Here is a 17,730-nt window from a genome sequence, read left to right on the forward strand (position 1 = left end):
CCGCATCTTGGCGTCCCAAAATCTGCTGGTTCTGCGCCACATTGCACCAAATTGGTGCTACTGGGGATCGTTTTGGTGCGCCAAACAAGTGCAAGGGGGCAGGATCCCCATCTAAACAGGCTTGTTGGCTCGGGTCTATGATCCAGATCCATTGCCGTGCGTGAATCTACTGCGATTCTGCTAGGCAGATCACAAAGGCGAGAGTACAATTAGCGCCCAATTTTACCCGGTGATTGAGGCGAGAATGTTAGAGAATTTACGCAATATTGCGATTATTGCGCACGTAGACCACGGCAAAACTACCCTGGTTGATAAGCTGCTGCAGCAGTCTGGAACCCTCGACCGTACCACTGATGGTCAAGAGCGTCTGATGGATTCCAACGATCTGGAAAAAGAACGTGGTATTACCATTCTCGCCAAGAACACTGCAATCCGTTGGAAAGACTACCGCATCAACATCGTTGATACTCCGGGTCACGCCGACTTCGGTGGTGAAGTAGAGCGTGTCATGTCCATGGTTGACTCCGTGTTGCTGCTGGTGGATGCCGTTGACGGCCCTATGCCGCAAACCCGTTTCGTCACCCAAAAAGCATTCGCCCAGGGTCTGAAGCCGATCGTCGTCATCAACAAGATTGACCGTCCGGGTGCTCGTCCTGACTGGGTAATGGATCAGGTCTTCGATCTGTTCGACAACCTGGGTGCCACCGATGAGCAGCTGGACTTCAAAGTTGTCTACGCCTCTGCACTGAACGGTTGGGCCACCATGGACCAAAACGTTGAGTCCGACAACATGGAACCCCTGTTCCAGGCCATCGTTGACAACGTGGAGCAGCCGAAGGGTGACCCTGCCGGTGCCTTCCAGATGCAGATCTCCCAGCTGGACTACAACTCCTACGTGGGTGTCATCGGTATCGGCCGTATCAGCCGTGGTCGCGTCAAAACCAACCAGCAAGTCACCGTCGTTGGTGCCAACGGCAAGACCCGTACCGGCAAAGTCGGTCAGGTACTTGGCTACCTGGGTCTGTCCCGTACCGAAGTTGTTGACGCGCAAGCGGGCGACATCATTGCCATCACCGGTCTGGGCGAGCTGAAAATCTCCGACACCATCTGTGACAACAATGCTGTTGAAGCCCTGCCGGCACTCTCCGTCGACGAGCCGACCGTGAACATGACCTTCCAGGTCAACACCTCACCGTTCGCCGGTAAAGAAGGCAAGTTCGTGACCTCCCGCAACATCATGGAGCGTCTGAACCAGGAGCTGGTCCACAACGTGGCCCTGCGCGTGGAAGAGACCGAAGATCCGGACAAGTTCCGCGTTTCCGGCCGTGGTGAACTGCACCTTTCCATCCTGATTGAAAACATGCGTCGCGAAGGCTACGAGCTGGCGGTATCCCGTCCGGAAGTTATCCTGCGCACCGTGGATGGCGTGTTGCACGAGCCGTTTGAAACTGTGACTGTCGACGTGGAAGAAGCCCACCAGGGTTCTGTCATGGAACAGCTCGGCCTGCGTAAGGGCGAGATGACCAACATGACTCCGGATGGCAAGGGTCGTGTCCGTCTTGACTTCATGATCCCGAGCCGTGGCCTGATCGGTTTCCAGACCGAGTTCCTGACCATGACTTCCGGTACCGGCCTGCTGTACCACACCTTCGACCATTACGGTCCGCACAAGGGTGGCAGCATCGGCGAGCGTCAGAATGGCGTGCTGATCTCCAACGCAACCGGCAAGGCCCTGACCTTCGCCCTGTTTGGTCTGCAAGACCGCGGTCGTCTGTTTATCGGTCACGCTACCGAAGTGTACGAAGGCCAGGTGATCGGTATTCACTCCCGTTCCAACGACCTGACAGTGAACTGCCTGAAGGGCAAGCAGCTGACCAACATGCGTGCCTCCGGTACCGATGAAGCTCAAGTGCTGACTCCGCCGATCCGCATGACCCTGGAACAGGCCCTCGAATTCATCGACAACGATGAATTGGTCGAGATCACTCCCAAGGCAATTCGTGTTCGTAAGAAACTGTTGACCGAGATGGATCGCAAGCGCTCCGGTCGCGCCTGATCTCTCTCCCATCAGGCCGATAACTTGGCTTGATGGTGGATGATAAAAAATCCGAACACCCCTGGTGTTCGGATTTTTTTATGGGCGAATGCCGGGGATGGCTTCAGGAGCCGGCTGGTGATGTTGAGGTGGCGGCCATCCTGCAGGCAACCACAAGGGGCGGCGCAGTGAGGCAGGAAACAGGACTCATTGTGTCTGGGATCGGGCAATCTGGCGATGAGTCTGACACAATAGGGGGCAGGATCTGTCTCGTAGGAAGTTAATATGCAGCATCACTTTCGTCGGCAGCTGGCGCACGCTTCTGCGTTCTTGCGCCACGATGGCCGTCATTTCGCCCACTTCGTCTGGGGCCGTTTTCAACAAGACAGGCTGACGGTCACCGCAGGCTATCTGGCTTATGTCACCCTGCTCTCCCTGGTGCCCATGATAGCCGTGGTGTTCGGCATGATGTCTGCGTTTCCGGTGTTTGAAGGGCTCAAGCAGGCGATGGAGCAGTTCGTCTATGCCAACTTCGTGCCGACGGCGGGGGATGCCCTCAAGCAGTACATAGATGGCTTCGTAGCCAATGCCACCAACACCACCGCCGTGGGGATAGGGGCGTTGGTGGTGGTGGCCCTGATGCTGATCTCGGCCATCGACAAGAACCTCAACTACATTTGGCGATCCACCCGAGGCAGGCCGCTCGGCCAGGCATTCGCCATGTACTGGATGATACTGACCCTGGGCCCTGTGCTCATCGGGGCCAGCATTGCCGTCTCCTCCTACATCATTTCGCTGCGTATCTTCCAGGGAGAGGCGCTGTTCGGGGTCGGTTACTGGCTGCTGCGGGGTCTGCCCTTCCTCTTCTCCGTTATTGGTTTTTTGCTTATTTATACTGTGGTACCCAACTGCAAGGTTCGGCTCTCCCACGCGTTGGTCGGCGCCATGGTGGCCGCCGTGTTATTCGAGCTGGCCAAGCGTGGCTTCGCGCTCTACATCACCAACTTCCCCTCCTATCAGGCCATCTATGGTGCCCTGGCCACTATTCCCATTCTCTTTGTCTGGGTCTATCTGAGCTGGCTGGTTGTTCTGCTCGGCGCCGAGACCACGGCCTGTCTCGGGGAGTATGAGAAGCCGGTGATTGAGGAGTTGGGCTGAGCCAGCCTGTTGTTGGTAACATGGATGACCGCCCCGAGGCGGTCGTTTCATTTCAACCTGTACCAGGCAAAGGAGTCGCGGGTGATTGCATTGATTCAAAGGGTTAGCGAGGCCAGCGTTATCGTTGAGGGTGAGGTCGTTGGCACCATAGATCAGGGCTTGCTGGTATTGCTCGGGGTCGAGCAAGGTGATGATGAGGGCAAGGCCGACAAGCTGCTGCACAAGGTGAGCGGCTATCGCATCTTCGGTGACGAGCAGGGCAAGATGAATCTCAATGTTGCTCAGGTGGGTGGCAGCCTGCTGGTCGTATCCCAGTTCACCCTGGCGGCGGACACCGGCAAGGGGATGAGGCCCAGCTTCTCGGGTGGCGCCAGGCCAGACGAGGCCAAGAGGCTCTATGAGTACTTTATCGACCAAGCCAGAGTCGCGGGTCTAAGGACCGAGACCGGACGGTTCGCCGCGGACATGAAGGTGGCACTGCTCAACGACGGCCCCGTCACCTTCTGGCTGCAGGTGTAGGCTCGGGTGCTCAAGCCTTGCGGGCATGAACTATCTGGTTGATGCAACCCGGCACCCCTCTCAACGTTGTCTGGCCTATCCAGCGTTCGACCAACAGCAATACCTGATCCAGCTCTCGCCCGGTTCTGGGCAGCAGATTGATGATGAGTTCACCGCGCAGTCGACTCGCCAGGGCTTGATAGAAGTGGGGAGTGAACAGCAGAGGCGGGTTGCCGTCCTGACTGAACAGATCCACCAGGACCAGATCGTAGTCAGCGCCCTGTTCGAGCAGGAAAGCGAGGGCATCGGCCTGATGCAGGCACTGGCGCTCCGCACTTCCCGTCGTCATGAAGAAGTCGCGATAGAGGCTTATCACCTCGGCGTCGAGATCCACGCTGTCGAGCTGCGCCTCTGGCCAGCGAGCCAGCAGGTGGCGGCCGATATCGCCGCCACCAAGGCCCAGCTCAAGTATGCGCTCGGCCTTCGTCGGCAGCAGGTCGGCGATGGCTTGCTGGTGGGGGAGACAGAGCCGTTGCGGGGCGGCACGCACCATGGCGGATTGCACCACGCCATCTATCTCCAGCCAGCGATGCTCGCTATTTTGCTGGACGCAAATGCGGCGGCTCGGACTGACTCCCAGATGCAATAACTGTTCGGCCTGATACGTCTGTAGATTGAAGTCCATGAAATTGCACGGCAAGATGGCTTTCGACCAGTGTAACTCAAGGATGTAGCTATGTACCGGGTGGTAACCCCTCAAACAGAGTCAGAGCTGGATGTTTACTACAAGCTGCGCTGGGAACTGCTGCGCAAGCCTTTCAACTTCCCCCCTGGTTCCGAGCGAGACGAATATGACTCAGTCGCCATCCATCGCATGATGCTGGCCCCCGATGGTACGCCCATCGCCGTGGGCCGCTTGTTCGTTGGTGGAGACGAGGCCCAGATCCGCTTCATGGCCATGCTGCCCGAGTACCGTGGTCAGGGATTGGGGATGCGTATGGTCGCGGATCTGGAACAACTCGCCTGTGAAGAGAAGGTCAAACGGCTGGTGATGAATGCCCGCCAGGAGGCGGTAGAGTTTTATCGCAGATGTGGTTTTCTTGAGGTGGGTGAGGGCCCGGTCTCTTTCGGTCGAATTCCTCACCGCCAAATGATCAAATCCCTGAGCCCGCTGCAGACCATAGAATACAGACCCCAATGGTGCCAGGACCTCACCACCCGCTGGGCGCGTGGTATACCCATCAGCGAAAAGATGGGTGTGCACATCACCCACTATGATGGCCAGACCTTCCATCTCAAGGCCAATCTGGCCGCCAATCTCAATGTCCATGACACCATGTTCGCCGGCAGTATCTACAGCCAGTGCGTGCTGGCGGGCTGGGGCCTGATCTGGTTGCAGCTGAAGGAAGAGGGGCTGGTCGGCGATACCGTGCTGGCGGAGGGTGATATCAAGTATTACCGCCCCGTCACCAAGGAGCCGGAGGCCAGAGTTGCCCGTGAGGGGATGCCCGCCGTGCTGCAACCGCTGCGGGAGGGGAAATCAGCCAAGTTCAGCCTCAAGATCAAACTGTTCAGCGGCAGCCAGCTCGCCGCCGAGTTTCTCGGCCGCTATGTGGTGCAGCCGTCCAAGCGCAGTTAGCGCGCCACCATCGTTGCAGCCGTCAAAAGGCCTCCCAAGGGAGGCCTTTGTATTGATGGGCATGGTAGAAGAGTCGGCATCAAAGATCAGTCACTTGAGCCCGCCGCGGCCGGTTTGCCGGGGGAGGGCACTGGGGGGCGATGGATTGGCGTGTCGCGGCCCTGAGCGGGGTAGCTGACCCCAGCCTGCCAGTCGCAGCTTGCCTTGCCTGCGCTGAACTGCCAGGCGAGCTCGGGGGCCGCGAGCGGTCCGCGCCATTGGCCGATGAGCTCGGCGCACCCCTCTCGATTGAGGACGCCTACGTCGAGTTGCCATCGCTCGCTACCCAGATCCAGACCGCCGCTCAAGGCGAGCAAGTGGGTAATGGTAGAGGCGCCGCCTCGGGTCAGTTGCAGTTTGCCACCTTGAATGTTAGCGGCCAGCACCCCCTGGTAGAAGGGAGTATCCCCCCCCTGCATGGCCTGCCAAAGCGCGTCCTGGCTCAGGCCCGGGGGAGCGGCTTGAGCGAGCCACTCATCGAGCAGGGGATCCAGTTTCACCTTGTCCCAGAAGGGATCCCTGGCATCCAGACTCAGGGTGCCGTTCAGGCTGGTGCGCCAGTCTGGCAAGCTGACTTGCAGGTTCAAGTCGAGATCTGCCTTGCCAGCAAACGAGAGCGGGCTGTGGAGCAACTTGCCCCACTGTTCCAGATCCAGCTGCACTGCCTTGAGGGTGAGGCTGGAGGCGGGTTGCGCCTGAGTACTCCACTGGCCACTTACCGTCAGGCTGCCCTCATCGGGCAGCTGGCTGCTGAGCTTGCTCAGCTGCCAGAGCCCGGGAGTCGCGCTGAGGGCCAACTGACCGTTGCGGGCCGAGAGGCCGTCCCAGGCCAGTTCTATCCAGTCGCTGTTGAGCAGCCCCTGTTCGTTCAGGGCCAGGGGGTGTCGGCCATCCAGGGCCAGCTGCTCCAGGTTCAGGTTCCAGCCGCTCAGGGAGAGTGGCAGGGCATCATCGAAGGAGAGCACCTTCAGCCTGTCGAAATGAAGCTGGCTTATCTCGAGCCGGGTCGGCCGCGCAGTCTGCCAGGCTTGCCACCACCCCTGTGGCAGGCTGATGTCCATGCCGGTCAGGGTCAGCTGGCGCAGACGCAGCTGCTGGCGCTCGGGATCCAGGCTGAACATGGTGTCGAAGCTGCCGTCATAACCTTCCCCCTTGAGGGTGGCGTTGATCTGCTGGCCGGAGAAGCTTAGCTGCCCCTCGATATTCTCCAGTTGGAACAGACCACGCCCCGCATCCCCCAGACTACCGAGCAGTTGGCCGCTGGGCGAGGTGCCTGCCTGCCACTCGAACTGGCTCAGTTCGCCATTGAAGTCATTGAGGGAAAATTCGCCCTCCAGGGAGTTGAGACTGACATGCTGGAAGTCACCGCGATCCAGGCTGACCCGGCGCAGGGGCCAGGGTTGGTTGCCAAGATCGGCCAGCTCGATGCGCAATCCCCTGGCCTTGAGATCCTGCAGGCGCAGACTGCGGGCGGGCCAGTCCAGCACCACGCCAGCCTCGGCGACACCCTCAAACAGCTGAGTTACCAGTCGATCCGTGGTCACTACCTGACCCTGCAGCTTGCCAGCCAGCGCCAGGCGGGTCAGGGTCAGCTTGGGCGTCTCCAGACGGTTGATGTTGAGTGAGAGATCCGCCAGCACCGGTTGGCCCGGGCTGAGCAACTGCCAGTTGCTCAGGGTGGCGCTGGCCCCTTGCAGCTTGAGTTCATCGCTGATGAGGTTGAGGCCGTCTATCTTGCTGTCTTGCACAATGAGGGAGCGCAGCGGCAGGCTTGGCAGCTGGTTGGGCAGTGGCCAGCGAATGCTGGGCTTGATCAGGTCCAGATGGGCAAGGCGCACATCCCGGCTGAGCCAGTCTATGCTATCGACCTCGATATAGACCTTGTCAAACTTGACTGCCTTGCCATAGCTAACTTGCTCCGCCAGCAGGGTGTAGGGATGAAGCGGGTTGAATACCAGCTTGCCGATGGCAACGGGTTCACCGGTCTGGCGGCTGAGCCAGTTGGCGATGGGATCCTTGGCGCGCTGGGCATCGAACAGCCCCAACCCCATCCAGACGAACAGCAACAGGAAAGCGAGAAAGTAGAGCAGGGCGCGTAACCAGGCATTCATGAGTCACAGCCTCCTTGGCATCAGATTAAGTGGCAGCAGAGGGAGCCCCTGGTGTGGGGCTCTCCGGGTTCAGGCATTGGAGTAGTGATCCCGCAGGCCCAGCCAGCGGCGGATCAGGGGTTCGACATGGCCCGGATGCTGATCCATCAGATAGCGAGCCAGCTTCTGCACCTGGGGAATGAGCGATTGGTCGCGTACCAGATCGGCTATCTTGAGATCCGCCAGTCCGGTCTGGCGAGTACCTAGCAGCTCCCCGGGGCCGCGCAGTTCGAGGTCCCGCTGGGCGATGAGGAAGCCGTCATTGGTCTCCCGCAATACCCCGAGCCGGCTCTGGGCCGTCTTGGAGAGAGGGGCGTGATAGAGCAGCACGCAGTGGGAGGCAACCGATCCCCGGCCAACCCGGCCCCGCAGTTGATGAAGCTGGGCCAGCCCGAGTCGCTCCGGGTTCTCGATGATCATCAGGCTGGCATTGGGTACATCCACCCCCACCTCGATGACGGTGGTGGCGACCAGCAGTTGCAATATGCCCGCCTTGAACTCCTCCATGACCCGCTGTTTTTCGACGGGACGCATCCGGCCGTGTACCAGACCGATGTGCAGGCCGGGCAGCAGCGTCTGCAACTCGGTGGCTGTATCCTCGGCGGCCTGGCATTCGAGGACCTCGGACTCCTCGATCAGGGTGCAGACCCAGTAGGCCTGCTTGCCCTCCTCGCAGGCGAGCTTGACCCGATCAATCACGTCGCCACGGCGACTGTCCGGCAGGGCGACCGTGGTGATCGGGGTACGACCCGGCGGCAGCTCGTCGATGATGGAGGTATCGAGGTCGGCATAGGCGGTCATGGCCAGGGTGCGGGGTATCGGGGTGGCGGTCATGATCAGCTGGTGGGGATGCACTCCTTCCCGCTCCCCTTTTTCGCGCAGGGCGAGGCGCTGGTGCACCCCGAATCTGTGCTGTTCATCTATGATGACCAGCCCGAGGCGCTCGAATACCACCTGCTGCTGGAAGATGGCGTGGGTGCCGACAATCATGCGCACACTGCCATCGGCAATGGCGGCGAGCTGAGCCTCCCTTGCCTTGCCCTTCTGCTTGCCGGCCAGCCAGCCGACCTGGATACCCAGAGGGGCCAGCCAGTGATTGAAGTTGATGGCGTGTTGCTCGGCCAGCAGCTCGGTTGGCGCCATCAAGCCTACCTGGCAACCGCTGCCGATGGCCTGCAGCGCCGCCAAGGCCGCAACCAGCGTCTTGCCCGAGCCCACGTCCCCTTGCACCAGCCGCATCATGGGATGGCTTTGCTGCAGATCGTGGCTTATCTCGGCCACTACCCGGCTCTGGGCACCGGTGGGGCTAAAGGGCAGGGCATCGAGCAGCTGCTTGACCAGCTCGGGGGCTGGCGCCAGGGCGTGGGCCCGCTGGGTCTGGGCCTGGGCGCGTACTTTCAATATCGACAGGTTGTGGGCCAGCAGCTCTTCGAGTACCAGACGGCGCTGAGCCGGATGCTGACCACTGTCGAGCTGATCCAGGGCGACCGAGGGGGGTGGCCTGTGCAGCAGCTGCAGGGCGGCAGCCAGATCCGTCTGCTGCGGGTAGAGACCGGCGGGTAGCAGCTCTTCTACCCCGTGTTGCGCCAGCAATAGCAAAGCCTGATCGGTGAGATTGCGCAGGGTGAGTTGACGCAGCCCCTCGGTGGCGGGATAGACGGGGGTGAGCGCCTCTTCGGTCTGACCGGCCTGTTCCTCGCCGAGCAGCTTGTATTCGGGGTGGGTCATCTCCAGACCGAACTTGCCCGGGCGGGTCTCGCCGAAGCAACGGATGAGGCGGCCCTGGGCCAGGCTGTTCTTCTGGGCTGCGGTGAAATTGAAGAAGCGCAGGGTGAGGGAGCCGGTGCCGTCGCTGATGCGACACACCAGCATGCGGCGACGACCCATCACCAGCTGGGTATCCTGGATCTCACCCTCGACCGCGCCATGCAGGCCGGGCATGAGATCGCCGATAGGCCACACCTGAGTGCGATCCTCGTAGCGGTGGGGCAGGTGGAACAGCAGATCCTGCACGGTGGCCAGTCCGAGCCGTTCGAACTTCTCCTGCATCTTGCTACCGACACCCTTCAGGCTATCGAGAGGAATTTTATCCAATTTCATCAATTAGATGCCCGCGAATACTGTAAATATGTCCAGATGATAGGGGCTATTGAGGTTTCGGTGCAAGCCGCGTTGCAGCGACAAGTGGCCAGCCGCCATGACAAAGGCCTACCGAAAACGGCAGGCCTTTGGTGTTGGGCGCAGCATGGGCAGGGGATCAGATAATACGTTTCAACAACAGGTGTGCCTTGACCCTGTGGATCCGGGCCAGCAGCTTGCGCACCTGCTCCGGGTAATCCTTGGGCTCTTCCACCTGGCTGAAGTTGCCGATGCGGCTGGTATTGGCCAGGATGTTGGCCTTCTCGGCGGCAAACTGCTCGGCCAGCTGATGATCCCTGTCCTGGATCAGCAAGCCATTCTCGAGATCCAGTGCCCAGGCGCGGGGATTGAGGTTGTTGCCGGTGAGCAGGGCCCACTCCTCGTCGACGAAGATGCCCTTGAGGTGATAGGAGTTGCGCTCGTGGCGCCACAGCATGAGGTCCAGCCTGCCCGCATCGATGTGATGTTGATTGCGCTCGGCGAACTTGCGCAAATTGGTCTCATACAGATAGGGCAGACCGCCTATGGTGCTGAACTTCTCGCCCGGGGGGATGAAGAAGTCGTTGGCCGTCTTGTCACCCACCACGAAGGTCACCTTGCAACCCCGGTTGAGCAGGGACTCGATGTCCTTGTTCAGCTCCTTGGGCGGGTTGAAATAGGGGGTGCAGATAAAGATCTCCCGCTCGGTGGCGCGCACCAGATTGCGAATGGTGCGGTTGAGCAGGTTGTTGCGCTTGCCCAGGCCCGTCAGCGGGGTGATGGCGATCTGCTGGGCATCGGCCTTGCTGGTATTGAAACGGTACTGGCTCTGGCGCAGGCTCATCTTGAAGCGGCGGATGGGGCCCTTGAGCTGCTTGGCTGTCGGGATCTCTGTCCTGTCGAGGCGCTGTACGGCAGGATTGGCGACGAACTGGTCATCCACGTAGTTGACCATGGCGCGGCACAGTTCGGTGCTCTCTATCTGGTGATAGCGGTCGAAGCGGTAACGCTCCTGCTGATGCAGATAGATGTCGTTCAGGCTGGCACCGGAATAGAGCAGGGTGTCGTCGAAGATGAAGCCCTTGAGATGCAGTACCCCCAGCAGCTCGCGCCCCTTGACCGGTACGCCGTAGGTCTCGATCTGGTGCGGATGCTGGGCAGCCATCTCCTGATACATCAGATGGTTGCCCCCCTGTTTGCCTTTGCCGATCAGGCCGCGCTGGGCACGGTGAAAGTCGACGAACAGCTTGATGTCGAGGGCGGGATTGCGCTGCTTGGCAGCGTAGAGGGCGGCCATGATTTCGCGGCCAGCCTCGTCATCTTGCAGATAGAGGGCGACCAGATAGATGCGTTGGCGGGCGTGCTGGATGAGCGAAAGGATCCGGCTCTTGAAATCCCGGGCACTGTAAAGTGTCTGGAACTGTTGTGCGGCGACGGCAATCTGGGGCAAGTTCGCCAGCAGGTGTCGATAATGGGCCGATGAATGCATAGAGAAACCTGATATCACTGAGTTAAGCGTTCCACTCGGGGCGACGAATAGGCGATTCTAGCAATCTCACCCCTTCAGCCAAAGCAACAATCATCAGAAAGGTGAAAAAGGCCTCAAGATGGAGGCCTTTTATTGACATGCTTGTGCTTAAAGCAGGCTGAAAATGATCATGGCAACCACGCCGCCCGTGGTGCCGATGATGGTCTCCATCAAGGTCCATGTCTGCAAGGTCTGCTTCTCGGTGAGCCCCAGATAACGGTTCGCCAACCAGAATCCGGAGTCGTTTACGTGGGACAACACGATGGAGCCGCCACCGATGGCGATGGTGATGGCGGCGAGCTGGGCACCGTTGAGCCCCAGGGGCTCCAGCATGGGCAGTACCAGGCCGCAGGCAGTCAGCATGGCGACGGTGGCTGAGCCCTGGATGACCCGCACTGCGGCGGCCAGTATGAAGGCCAGCGCGACGATGGGCAGACCCGATCCGGCCAGCATGTTGCCCAGGGCGGCGCCGACGCCAGAATCCACCAATACCTGCTTGAAGACACCGCCAGCCCCGGTCACCAAGATGATGATACCGGCGGGCTGAAGGGCGCTTGAGCAGACGTTCATCACTTCGTCTCGGCTCATGCCGCGGCGCATTCCCAACAGATAGAAGGCGGCCAGGCAGGCGACCATGATGGCGGTGAAGGGGTGGCCGATGAACTCCAGCCAGTCATGGAGGCTGGAGCCTGCCTCGACGAAGCGGCTGACGATGGTCTTGAGGCCGATCAGCAGCAGCGGCAGGCCGATGAGACCCATCGCGAGGCCGAAGGAGGGCAGCTTGTCGCCGTGATCATGAATGCTGCTTTGGGCATCCAGCGGCAAGGGCACATCGACCAGCTTGCTGATGAAGCTGCCGAACAGGGGGCCGGCCAGGATCAGTGCAGGCACGGCGGCGATCAGCCCGAACAGTATCATGTAGCCAAAATCGGCCCCCAGCTGCGATGCCACCAGAATGGGACCTGGTGCCGGAATGAGGAACGCCTGACAGGTGGCGATGCCGGCCAGCAGGGCGATACCAATTTTCACCACGCTGCCGCCGCCACGGCGGACGATGGCAAAGGCCACCCCGATCAGCAGCACCACGGCCACATCGAAGAACAGCGGCAGGGCACAGACGAAACCAGTCAGGGCGATGGCCCAGTTGGCCCTGTCCACCCCGAACTTGTTGAGCAGGGTATGGGCGATGCGATCCAGGGCACCGGTGACTTCCATCACCTTGCCAAACATGGCGCCAAGCGCAACCACCACGGCGACGAAGCCCAGGGTACCGCCCATGCCTTTTTGTATGGTGGCGGCGATGTCGGCCGGGTTCATACCAGCGGCGAGGCCAGCCACCATGGAGACCAGGATCAGTGAGACAACCGCGTGCAGGCGGGCCTTCATCACCAGGAAGAGCAGCAGCAGGATGGATCCCGCGGCCGTCATGATCAGGGAGAGGTCAGACATTCTTATGCGTTCCTTATACCAAGTTCAGTATCGACACCCTGCCGATCCATCGGCAGGCTATATGTGGTTGATTTATTTATGTATATAGCCAGGACTTAACTGCAGAAGTCCGGGTGTCTCTGGGTATGCTCAGTCTGTGGCAGACTTCACAATTCTCGTTGTTACCGGTAACATGTTACCGGTAACGTGGTAAGTTAGAACCCATCGACAGCACGTTTTTTGAAAAATGGGATAGAGGTCAAACAATGGCGGGTAAGAGCATTATCGTGATGGGCGTGTCCGGAAGCGGCAAGTCTACCGTGGGGGCCCAGGTGGCCGAAGCCTTGGGAGCCAAGTTCATCGATGGCGATGACTTGCACCCCAGAGCCAACATCCAGAAGATGGCCGGTGGCAACCCGCTCAACGATGAGGATCGTGCCCCCTGGCTGGAGCGGATCCGCGATGCGGCTTACAGCCTGGAGCAGAAGAACGAAGTGGGCATCATCGTCTGCTCCGCCCTCAAGCGCTGCTACCGTGATCAGATCCGCGAGGGCAATCAGGCGGTCAAGTTCCTGTTCCTCGACGGTGGTTACGATCTCATCCTGACCCGGATGAAGGCCCGCCATGGCCACTTCATGCGGGAGTCCATGTTACAAAGCCAATTCGATACCCTGGAGCGCCCGGACGGGGAAGTCGGAGTTCATCGTATCGACATAGACGGCAGCCTGGATCAGGTGATCGCACGCGCCGTTCACGCCCTGGAGGAAACAGCATGACCCATAAGGTAATCACCCAGGTCACGGCCCGGATCGAGGCGCGCAGCGCCAGCCGTCGTGAGCGCTTCCTGGCCCGCATCGCCCGTCAGGCCGAGCAAGGCAAGACCCGCGCCGCCCTGGCCTGCGGCAACCTGGCCCACGCCGTGGCCGCCTGCAGTACGGACGAGAAGGGGCGCATCCTCGACATGACTCGCGCCAATGTCGGCATCGTCACGGCCTACAACGACATGTTGAGCGCCCACCAACCCTATAAAGATTATCCGGACGAGATCAAGGCGACCCTGGCGACCCTTGGCCACAGCGCCCAGGTCGCCGGCGGCGTGCCCGCCATGTGCGACGGCGTGACCCAGGGGCAGCCGGGGATGGACATGTCGCTCTTCTCCCGGGATCTCATCGCCCAGGCCACCGCCCTGTCGCTGTCCCACAATACCTTCGATGCGACCCTGCTGCTCGGCATCTGCGACAAGATAGCCCCGGGCCAGATCATGGGGGCCCTCTCCCACGCCCACCTGCCCACCGCCTTTGTGCCCGCCGGTCCCATGGCGAGCGGCATCAGCAACGACGACAAGGTCAAGGTGCGCCAGCAGTATGCCGCAGGGGAAGTGGGTCGTGAGGCGCTGCTGGAGATGGAGTGCGGCGCCTACCATGCGCCTGGTACTTGCACCTTCTACGGCACGGCCAACACCAACCAGCTGGTGTTCGAGGCCATGGGACTGATGCTGCCGGGTTCCGCCTTCGTCCATCCCCATAGCGAGTTGCGCCGCGCCCTCACCGCAGAGGCGGCTCGCCGCATCAGCGCCCTGATCCCGGGTTCGCCCGCCTACCGTCCGTTGAGCGAAGTGCTGGATGCCCGCACCCTGGTCAATGGTCTGGTCGCCCTGCTCGCCTCCGGCGGCAGCTCCAACCACAGCATTCATATGGTGGCCCTGGCTCGCGCCGCGGGTCTGGTGCTGACCTGGGATGACTTGAGCGATCTCTCCGATGTGGTGCCGCTGCTGGTTCGCATGTATCCCAATGGCCCGGCCGACGTGAACGCCTTCCAGCAGGCGGGTGCCGTGCCCGGCTTGATGCGCCGTCTGGCCGAGCTGGATCTGCTCAACATGGACGCCACCCCCACCTTCGGCACCCTGCAGGATCACCTCACCGCGCCACAGTTGAACGACGGCAAGTTGACCTGGCATCCGGTGGGCGAGAGCACTGACCCCAGCGTGTTGTCACCGACCGGCCAGGTGTTCCAGGCCAGTGGCGGCACCAAGGTGCTCGACGGAAATCTGGGGCGCGCCGTCATCAAGGTCTCCGCCGTGGCGCCCGAGTACCGCGTGGTCGAGGCACCGGCCCGGATCTTCTCTTCCCAATATGCGGTGGCTGCCGCTTATCAGGCGGGTGAGCTCAATGAGGATGCCATCATAGTGGTGCGTCACAATGGGCCTGCCGCCAACGGCATGCCCGAGTTGCACATGTTGATGCCTGTGCTCGGCAACTTGCAGAAGGCGGGATACAAGGTGGCCCTGGTCACGGATGGTCGCCTCTCCGGCGCCTCCGGCAAGATACCGGCCGCCATCCACGTCACGCCGGAGGCGCTGCATGGCGGCGCCATCGGCCTGTTGCAGGACGGCGATATGCTGCGTCTGGATGCAGAGACTGGCCGCCTTGACTGCCTGACCGAATTGACTGGCCGGACCCAGGCCGAGATTGATCTCACCCTTGAACAAGAGGGGTGGGGCCGTGAACTGTTCAGCGTGATGCGCCGCTCCGTATCGAGCGCCGAGTGCGGCGCCACCATTTTCGAGTAATGACGAGTCGAATAAGGAAAAGACGATGAAAAACTGGAAATTGACCCCGGCCGAGGTGTTTGCCGCCTCTCCGCTGGTACCTGTCATGGTCATCAGCGACCTGGAACAGGCCCTGCCCATGGCCAGGGCTCTGCTGGCAGGTGGTATCTCCGTGTTCGAGATCACCCTGCGTACCCCGGTGGCGCTGGAAGCCATCGCCCTGATAGCCAGGGAGATGCCGGACGCCATGGTGGGGGCAGGGACAGTGCTCAATCCGGCGCAATTCGATGCCGCCGTGGCTGCCGGGGCCCGCTTCGTCATCTCCCCGGGCATGACACCGGCATTGCTGGCTCATGCAGCCAGCGGCACGGTGCCGCTGATCCCGGGGGTGGCCACCGCCTCCGAGGTGATGCAAGCACTGGAAGCGGGTTATGACCATCTCAAATTCTTCCCGGCCGAAGCCAACGGCGGCACCAAGGCACTCGCCGCCATCGCCGCGCCCCTGCCGCAGATCCGCTTCTGCCCCACAGGTGGCATTGGCCCGAACAACGTGGACGACTATCTGGCGCTCAAATGCGTCGCGACTGTCGGCGGCTCCTGGATGCTGCCAGCGGCAGCGGTCAAGAGTGGCAACTGGGAAGAGGTGACCCGCCTCTCCCGTGAGGCGGTCGCCTTGGTGACACGCTAAGCCGCAGTTGTTCAAGAGCCAATGTTCCCGGGTCCGTGACGGCACCCACAAGCGAGGCCACCTTAGGGTGGCCTCGCTTGTTCTGGCTGTCGACGGCCACGCTTGGCCGGCACCTGCTGCGGGTGAGGAGGCGAAGGGGGTCAGCCCAGGCTTTCACCTTGATAGAGGGAGAAGCCGAGATCGATCCGGGTCTGGGGCACGGGGTTGCCAGCGAGCCTTGCCATCAGCAGGGTGGCGGCCTCGCGTCCTATGGCTTCACGGGGAGTAATGATACTGGCCAGGCTGGGGCTCATGGCGCGGCCAATGTCCAGGGCATTGCTGCCGGCGATGGCGAGTCGCTCCGGCACCGCTATGCCCAGCGCCTGGCAGCGCAACAGGGCCCCGACAGCGAGATCGTCGTTGGTGCAGTAAAGGCCATCGAGATCCGGGTACTCGGCCAGGACCTGATCCAGCAGCTCACCCCCCAGGGTGAAGCTGGAGGCGCGCTCGGTCAGCAGGTGGCGACCGGGCAGATTAGCCTCCGCCATGGCCTGGTAATAACCCTCCATCCGCAGCCGGGTACGCACATCGAGCCGGGCTCCCAGGTAGATGGGGCGGCGGCGCCCTCGACTCAGCATCTCTGTTACCATGGCCCGGGCGGCGGCTCTGTGATCCATGCCGACCACCAGATCGATGGGCTGCTCCGGCAGATCCATGGTTTCCACCACGGGGATACCGGCGGTGGCTATCATCTTGCGGGTCCGGGTGGTGTGCAGGCTGTCCGACAGGATGAGGGCGTCCACATGGTAGGAGAGCAGGGAGGCCACCTGCTCCTCTTCCCGCTCAGGGCTGTAACCGTAGTGGGCCAGCAGCGTCTGATAGCCTGCGGGCCGGGTCACCGACTCTATGCCACGCACCAGGGCTGAGAACACCTGGTTGGAGAGGGAGGGTATCAGTATGCCGATGGCACGGCTGGTGGCGTTGGAGAGAATGTCCGGGGCCCGGTTGGGGATGTAGCCGAGCCGCTCGACGGCGGCGGCGATCCGCTCCCGGGTGGCGTCGGCCACGGCCTGGGGATCGCGCAGGTAGCGGCTCACCGTCATCTTGGTCACTCCGGTCAGATCGGCAATGTCCTGCAGGGTGGGGCGGCGTTTACGGCTGTCGTTCATGATGGGATCCCGGGAGAATGTTACCTGTAACATTATCGTTTTTGCGCAAAAAAGTCAGCATATGACGCCAGTGAGAAGGAGAGAATCATGGTGAAGGGCAAGACCTTCCAGGGGCACAGGTTCGAGGCCGATGAGGTAGAGGGGGAACAATTCGAGCACTGTGTCTTCCTGGGGTGCAACTTTTCCTGGCTGGATCTGCGGGAGTGCCGCTTCGTGGAGTGTCGCTTCTACGACAGGGAGACGGAGCAGTACTGCCAGCTGCAGGGTTGCGATCTGCGGGAGGCCAGTTTTCTGCGTTGCGATCTGACCTTGGCGGATCTCAGCCGTAGCCAGTGCCTGGGATTGGCGATGCGCGACTGCCAAGCGGTGGGCATCAATCTGGCCCAGGCCAGCTTCGCCAACCAGATCACCCCCAAGAGTTACTTTTGCGAGGCTTATCTGACCGGCAACAACTTCAGCTTTGCCAATCTGGAGTCCTGTCTGCTGGAGCGCTGTGAGCTAAGCAACAATCGCTGGCAGAACGCGAACCTGAGCGGCGCCTCCCTGGTGGGGTCGGATCTGAGCCATGGGGAGTTTGGCCAATTTGACTGGCAGAGCGTCAGGCTCACCGACTGCGACCTGCGTGGCTGCGACCTGCCCGGCCTGGATCTGCGCCGGGTTGATCTCAAGGGAGCCCAGATCAGTGAGTACCAGCAGCAGGGCCTGCTGGAGACCCTCGGCATTCAAGTGTTCCCCTGAGTCTCGCCATTCAGT

General features: G+C 61.2%; 14 protein-coding genes. 8 read left to right on the forward strand and 6 right to left on the reverse strand.

Annotation, left to right across the window (positions count from 1 at the left end):
* The first annotated feature begins 244 nt into the window (after nucleotides 1-244).
* The 3 genes from typA (at nucleotide 245) to dtd (ending at nucleotide 3,712) form a co-directional block, all read left to right on the forward strand.
* On the forward strand, nucleotides 245-2,056 hold the full coding sequence (gene typA, locus ACSMDR_RS11385) for a translational GTPase TypA (protein ID WP_005890765.1): 1,812 nt from the start codon (nucleotides 245-247) through the stop codon (nucleotides 2,054-2,056).
* A gap of 264 nt (nucleotides 2,057-2,320) precedes the next feature.
* Nucleotides 2,321-3,193, forward strand: a complete 873-nt coding sequence (locus ACSMDR_RS11390; RefSeq protein ID WP_005890767.1) for a virulence factor BrkB family protein — start codon at nucleotides 2,321-2,323, stop codon at nucleotides 3,191-3,193.
* An 81-nt stretch (nucleotides 3,194-3,274) separates the two neighbouring features.
* Entirely contained in the window at nucleotides 3,275-3,712 is a 438-nt protein-coding gene (gene dtd / locus ACSMDR_RS11395; RefSeq protein ID WP_436468335.1) for a D-aminoacyl-tRNA deacylase, read from the forward strand.
* A 10-nt stretch (nucleotides 3,713-3,722) separates the two neighbouring features.
* On the opposite strand, the gene ACSMDR_RS11400 is transcribed toward dtd, so the two are convergent.
* Complete coding sequence (locus ACSMDR_RS11400) at nucleotides 3,723-4,376, reverse strand: spermidine synthase (protein ID WP_436468336.1); 654 nt, start codon at nucleotides 4,374-4,376, stop codon at nucleotides 3,723-3,725.
* A 51-nt stretch (nucleotides 4,377-4,427) separates the two neighbouring features.
* Here ACSMDR_RS11400 and ACSMDR_RS11405 point away from each other — a divergent pair, with 51 nt between their 5' ends.
* On the forward strand, nucleotides 4,428-5,330 hold the full coding sequence (locus ACSMDR_RS11405) for a bifunctional GNAT family N-acetyltransferase/hotdog fold thioesterase (protein ID WP_005890772.1): 903 nt from the start codon (nucleotides 4,428-4,430) through the stop codon (nucleotides 5,328-5,330).
* Between the two features lie 86 nt (nucleotides 5,331-5,416).
* On the opposite strand, the gene ACSMDR_RS11410 is transcribed toward ACSMDR_RS11405, so the two are convergent.
* From ACSMDR_RS11410 to gntU, 4 genes are all read right to left on the reverse strand, one after another.
* The gene (locus ACSMDR_RS11410) at nucleotides 5,417-7,480 is read right to left on the reverse strand and encodes an AsmA family protein (RefSeq protein WP_436468337.1); all 2,064 of its coding nucleotides are present in this window, start codon (nucleotides 7,478-7,480) and stop codon (nucleotides 5,417-5,419) included.
* Nucleotides 7,481-7,549: 69 nt separating this feature from the next.
* Nucleotides 7,550-9,619, reverse strand: a complete 2,070-nt coding sequence (gene recG, locus ACSMDR_RS11415; RefSeq protein WP_436468338.1) for an ATP-dependent DNA helicase RecG — start codon at nucleotides 9,617-9,619, stop codon at nucleotides 7,550-7,552.
* Nucleotides 9,620-9,776: 157 nt separating this feature from the next.
* The gene (gene pssA / locus ACSMDR_RS11420) at nucleotides 9,777-11,126 is read right to left on the reverse strand and encodes a CDP-diacylglycerol--serine O-phosphatidyltransferase (RefSeq protein ID WP_436468339.1); all 1,350 of its coding nucleotides are present in this window, start codon (nucleotides 11,124-11,126) and stop codon (nucleotides 9,777-9,779) included.
* Between the two features lie 147 nt (nucleotides 11,127-11,273).
* The gene (gene gntU / locus ACSMDR_RS11425; protein WP_436468340.1) at nucleotides 11,274-12,614 is read right to left on the reverse strand and encodes a gluconate transporter; all 1,341 of its coding nucleotides are present in this window, start codon (nucleotides 12,612-12,614) and stop codon (nucleotides 11,274-11,276) included.
* 245 nt (nucleotides 12,615-12,859) lie between these two features.
* Between gntU and ACSMDR_RS11430 the strand changes: the two genes are divergently transcribed.
* From ACSMDR_RS11430 to ACSMDR_RS11440, 3 genes are read left to right on the forward strand one after another with little or no spacing between them, the layout of a single operon-like run.
* Nucleotides 12,860-13,369 (forward strand): gluconokinase, encoded by a 510-nt coding sequence (locus tag ACSMDR_RS11430; protein WP_005890787.1) that lies wholly within the window; start codon nucleotides 12,860-12,862, stop codon nucleotides 13,367-13,369.
* Entirely contained in the window at nucleotides 13,366-15,162 is a 1,797-nt protein-coding gene (gene edd, locus ACSMDR_RS11435) for a phosphogluconate dehydratase (protein ID WP_436468341.1), read from the forward strand. The genes ACSMDR_RS11430 and edd overlap by 4 nt, the downstream gene beginning before the upstream one ends.
* 25 nt (nucleotides 15,163-15,187) lie before the next feature.
* Nucleotides 15,188-15,829, forward strand: coding sequence for a bifunctional 4-hydroxy-2-oxoglutarate aldolase/2-dehydro-3-deoxy-phosphogluconate aldolase (locus tag ACSMDR_RS11440; protein ID WP_436468342.1), 642 nt, complete (start codon nucleotides 15,188-15,190; stop codon nucleotides 15,827-15,829).
* Between the two features lie 140 nt (nucleotides 15,830-15,969).
* Here the strand turns inward: ACSMDR_RS11440 and ACSMDR_RS11445 are convergent, their stop codons facing one another.
* Nucleotides 15,970-16,977 carry a substrate-binding domain-containing protein gene (locus tag ACSMDR_RS11445; protein ID WP_005890796.1) on the reverse strand — a complete coding sequence of 336 codons (1,008 nt, stop codon included), beginning with the start codon at nucleotides 16,975-16,977 and terminating at the stop codon, nucleotides 15,970-15,972.
* Between the two features lie 87 nt (nucleotides 16,978-17,064).
* Here ACSMDR_RS11445 and ACSMDR_RS11450 point away from each other — a divergent pair, with 87 nt between their 5' ends.
* Complete coding sequence (locus tag ACSMDR_RS11450) at nucleotides 17,065-17,715, forward strand: Qnr family pentapeptide repeat protein (protein WP_436468343.1); 651 nt, start codon at nucleotides 17,065-17,067, stop codon at nucleotides 17,713-17,715.
* Nucleotides 17,716-17,730 lie beyond the last annotated feature (15 nt).

It is taken from the genome of Aeromonas molluscorum, assembly GCF_051376105.1.
Lineage (GTDB): Bacteria > Pseudomonadota > Gammaproteobacteria > Enterobacterales > Aeromonadaceae > Aeromonas > Aeromonas molluscorum.

What these genes read in the sequence shown, in the direction of transcription:
- typA (WP_005890765.1), top strand. Translation starts at nt 245, where the DNA reads ATGTTAGAGAATTTACGCAATATTGCGATTATTGCGCACGTAGACCAC.
- ACSMDR_RS11390 (WP_005890767.1), top strand. Translation starts at nt 2,321, where the DNA reads ATGCAGCATCACTTTCGTCGGCAGCTGGCGCACGCTTCTGCGTTCTTG.
- ACSMDR_RS11400 (WP_436468336.1), bottom strand. Translation starts at nt 4,376, where the DNA reads ATGGACTTCAATCTACAGACGTATCAGGCCGAACAGTTATTGCATCTG.
- ACSMDR_RS11405 (WP_005890772.1), top strand. Translation starts at nt 4,428, where the DNA reads ATGTACCGGGTGGTAACCCCTCAAACAGAGTCAGAGCTGGATGTTTAC.
- ACSMDR_RS11410 (WP_436468337.1), bottom strand. Translation starts at nt 7,480, where the DNA reads ATGAATGCCTGGTTACGCGCCCTGCTCTACTTTCTCGCTTTCCTGTTG.
- recG (WP_436468338.1), bottom strand. Translation starts at nt 9,619, where the DNA reads ATGAAATTGGATAAAATTCCTCTCGATAGCCTGAAGGGTGTCGGTAGC.
- pssA (WP_436468339.1), bottom strand. Translation starts at nt 11,126, where the DNA reads ATGCATTCATCGGCCCATTATCGACACCTGCTGGCGAACTTGCCCCAG.
- gntU (WP_436468340.1), bottom strand. Translation starts at nt 12,614, where the DNA reads ATGTCTGACCTCTCCCTGATCATGACGGCCGCGGGATCCATCCTGCTG.
- ACSMDR_RS11430 (WP_005890787.1), top strand. Translation starts at nt 12,860, where the DNA reads ATGGCGGGTAAGAGCATTATCGTGATGGGCGTGTCCGGAAGCGGCAAG.
- edd (WP_436468341.1), top strand. Translation starts at nt 13,366, where the DNA reads ATGACCCATAAGGTAATCACCCAGGTCACGGCCCGGATCGAGGCGCGC.
- ACSMDR_RS11440 (WP_436468342.1), top strand. Translation starts at nt 15,188, where the DNA reads ATGAAAAACTGGAAATTGACCCCGGCCGAGGTGTTTGCCGCCTCTCCG.
- ACSMDR_RS11445 (WP_005890796.1), bottom strand. Translation starts at nt 16,977, where the DNA reads ATGAACGACAGCCGTAAACGCCGCCCCACCCTGCAGGACATTGCCGAT.
- ACSMDR_RS11450 (WP_436468343.1), top strand. Translation starts at nt 17,065, where the DNA reads ATGGTGAAGGGCAAGACCTTCCAGGGGCACAGGTTCGAGGCCGATGAG.